3 protein-coding genes are annotated in these 2,344 nt (G+C 65.7%); 1 reads left to right on the top strand and 2 read right to left on the bottom strand.

Annotated elements, in window-relative coordinates; genetic code table 11:
* Nucleotides 1-502, bottom strand: a 502-nt coding sequence (locus tag ENZ74_RS29520) for a M20/M25/M40 family metallo-hydrolase (protein ID WP_127313208.1), incomplete at its 3' end; no start/stop codon positions are given.
* A 127-nt stretch (nt 503-629) separates the two neighbouring features.
* Between ENZ74_RS29520 and ENZ74_RS29515 the strand changes: the two genes are divergently transcribed.
* Entirely contained in the window at nt 630-1,670 is a 1,041-nt protein-coding gene (locus ENZ74_RS29515; RefSeq protein WP_063169725.1) for a 2-dehydropantoate 2-reductase, read from the top strand.
* On the opposite strand, the gene ENZ74_RS29510 is transcribed toward ENZ74_RS29515, so the two are convergent.
* Nucleotides 1,573-2,344: hypothetical protein (locus tag ENZ74_RS29510; RefSeq protein WP_127313207.1), on the bottom strand; the 772-nt coding region annotated here is incomplete at its 5' end. The two genes, ENZ74_RS29515 and ENZ74_RS29510, sit on opposite strands and share 98 nt — an antisense overlap.

The raw sequence follows: 2,344 nt of genomic DNA, 5'->3' as shown, positions 1-2,344 counted from the left end.
CGACAGAGGCATCCCATTTCTCGCCCCTGGAAGCCGCCCATTCGAGCAGCTTGACCGTGCCGTTGATCGCGGGGCCTTCCTCGTCGCCGGTGATCAGCAGCGAGACCGAGCCTTTCGGACCGCCATTGGCCTCGACATGGCGCGCCACGGCGGCGATGAAACAGGCGATGCCGCCCTTCATGTCGACGGCGCCGCGGCCATACATCTCGCCATTGGCGATCTCGGCGGCGAAGGGCGGATGCGTCCAGGCGGCTTCGTCGCCGACCGGCACCACGTCGGTGTGGCCGGCGAACATCAGATGCGGGCCATTGCCGGAACGCCTTGCATAGAGGTTTTCGATATCGGGCGTGCCGTCTTCGGAAAACACCGGCCGATCGACCAGGAAGCCGAGCGGTTTGAGCATCGTCTCCAGCGCGGTCAGCGCACCGCCCTCAGCGGGCGTCACCGAAGCGCAACGGATAAGGGCGGCGAGGTTTTCGGCAGGATCGGTCGGCAGCGTCATGGCAAAAGCGATAGTCGAAAGCGCAGGGCCTGTCACGGCCAGACATAGGGGCCAGCCTCATGGCTGGCGATACCGCCGATATTATGGTTTTCATGTCGTATAGTTGCGACCCGGCGCGGGCGACAGGATGGCAGACAAGGACAAACGGATCGTCATAGCCGGTGCCGGCAGCATCGGCTGCTATGCCGGCGGCTGCCTGGCGCTGGCCAGCCGAAAGGTCATTCTGCTGGCCCGGCCGCGCATTGAGGCAGCGTTGCGGCAGGGTGGATTGCGGGTCAGCGACCTCCAGGGCCGCGATCGCTCGATCAAGCCGGAGGCGCTTGCCGTCACCACCGATCCGGCCGCCACCCTGCCGCAGGCAGACGTGATCCTGGTCACGGTCAAGAGCGGCGCCACTCAGGACATGGCGGATCTTATCAAAGCTCATGCCCGGCCCGACGCCGTGGTGATCAGCCTGCAGAACGGTGTCGACAATGCCGACAGGCTGCGTGCCGGACTTGGCCGGCGAACGGTGCTGGCCGGCATGGTGCCGTTCAATGTGGTGCAGTCGCCGGACGGCGAGCTGCCGCTGCGCGTGCACCGCGCCAGCGACGGCAAGGTGATGGTCGAGGATGGCGATGCCGGCCTGGTCGGCCTGCTTGGCGTCGAAGGGTTTGCGGTTGAAGCGCATGGCGACATGAAGGCGGTGCTGTGGGGCAAGCTGCTGATGAATCTGAACAACGCGCTGGTGGCGCTTTCCGGCCTGCCGCTGGCAACCGAACTGGCCGACCGACGCTGGCGGCTGATCCTGGCTGGCCAGATCGACGAGGCGCTGACGGCGCTGAAAGCGTCCGGCATCGAGCCGGCGCGGATCGCCGGCCTGCGGCCGGCGCTGCTGCCGAAAGTGCTCAGGCTGCCGGACTGGCTGTTCAAGCTCTTGGCGCGGCGCATGCTGGCGATCGACCCGCAGGCGCGCTCGTCGATGTGGGACGATCTTCAGCGCGGCCGGCCGACGGAGATCGACGACTTGCAAGGTGCCATCTTGCGGCTGGCGGGGAAGGCCGGCACGCCCGTGCCGACGGTTCAGCGGATCATCGCCTTGGTGCGCGCGGCGGAAGCGGAGCGGCTTGGCTCGCCGGGCCTGGCGCCGGAGCAGATTGTTGCACCGGCCGGCCGTCGATCAACGTGATCTTCTGCCAGATTTTCCGCGACAGGTTGGACGCCAGGTTCTCGATGTCGTTGACGCCGTCGATGACCACGTCGTCATTGACCGACTGCGCGAACAATGCGGCGATCTTGCCGGTGATCGACAGCATTTCGGAGCAATAGTCGAGGTAACGCGCCAGGTCGGCGGCATTGGTGATGCGGGCGGGCGAATGCGACGTTGGCTTGAAATCGGCCGACAGCGCCGCCGGATCCTTGGTCAGCTGGTGCATGTCGATGACGTGGATCAGCGAGCGCAGGCCATGCAGCTGGCGAAAGACCTGCTTGCGCTTGATGCGCTCCTCGGAGCGGATCAAGGCGAGAAATCCGACAATGGCGAGGATGAACATGTTGAGCGAAGCTTCGATGCCTTGCACAGACTGGACGGCATCACCCGGTTTGGAAATGCGGTCGAATGGCAATACGGTTCCGACGAAGATGAACATCAGTGCGCCGGCAACGACAGCGGCGACGATGAGGCCGCGCAGCCACCAGATCGGCGCTTCCAGGGCCTTGGCGCCCTGTGCCAGGTCGCGCGACAGCGAGACCAGTTCGGCGGCAACGCCGCGCAGGCCGGCATCGGGGAAACGCTCCGCAACGCGCGTCTCCAGCCGTTCTGCGGTCTCGATGATCAGTTTCGGATCAAGCGTACGGTAGCGC

It is taken from the genome of Mesorhizobium sp. M7A.F.Ca.CA.002.15.2.1, assembly GCF_003998715.1.
Taxonomy (GTDB): domain Bacteria; phylum Pseudomonadota; class Alphaproteobacteria; order Rhizobiales; family Rhizobiaceae; genus Mesorhizobium; species Mesorhizobium ciceri.
Note: the sequence above shows the minus strand (reverse complement) of the source record. Positions and strands in the feature narration are given on the sequence as shown.